Source organism: Arthrobacter sp. ZGTC212 (assembly GCF_002929255.1).
GTDB classification, from domain to species: Bacteria; Actinomycetota; Actinomycetes; order Actinomycetales; family Micrococcaceae; genus Arthrobacter_B; species Arthrobacter_B sunyaminii.
The window spans coordinates 1-619 of the sequence record NZ_PJIJ01000043.1; the positions used below are offsets into that span (position 1 = coordinate 1).

Genomic DNA, 619 nt, shown 5'->3' on the forward strand with positions numbered 1-619 from the left:
TGGAACGATTCCTCGAGGCAAACGGCAAGCCTTCATTGCGGGCCCAGCTACTCAATGCCCTGAACAGCGAGATTGAGGCCACTAACCGCGACCTAATGATCGGGCCGTCGTACTTCATGAAACCGCACGCCGAGTCTGACCAGGGACTGGAGGAGATCTGGAAATACGAGCTCCTGCCGCTGCTCGAGGAGCAGTACTTCGGGCGGCTGAACCGGGACAAGGTGCGGGAGAAGTTCGGGCTGGCTGCCATGCGGCGGAAGGCGGGTGTGGACGTAGGGCCCGTAGATCTTTCTCTGGAGTCCGGCAACCCCGGTGCCGGCGCCGGGGACGCTGCAGTTGGCCCGCGGTCGGAATCGGACGAAACTGAGGCGTGATGCCGTCCGAGATTGTCCTGGACGAGCTGCAGACGGTCGCGGAGCCTGTCGAGTTGGAGCGGGAGGTCGCTGCGACGTTGCGGGACACGGGTCTGGTGTCGGTGCTTCCGGCGCACGGGGGTCTCTGGATGGTGCTGCCCGCGGGGAGGGTCGGTGCGGTTCAGATTGGCGACTTGCTGGTGCGGGTGAAGCCGAAGGAGAAGGTAGGGCTGAGCCGGCTCCTGTTCCTGCTGGGCTACGCCATC

Annotated in this window: 2 pseudogenes; both read left to right on the forward strand. The window is 64.6% G+C overall.

Annotation, left to right across the window (positions count from 1 at the left end):
* Nucleotides 1-374 (forward strand): annotated as a pseudogene (locus CXQ89_RS18495) (hypothetical protein); the annotation flags it as partial.
* A pseudogene (locus tag CXQ89_RS17760) lies at nucleotides 374-619 on the forward strand (restriction endonuclease); the annotation flags it as partial. The pseudogenes CXQ89_RS18495 and CXQ89_RS17760, both read left to right, overlap by 1 nt.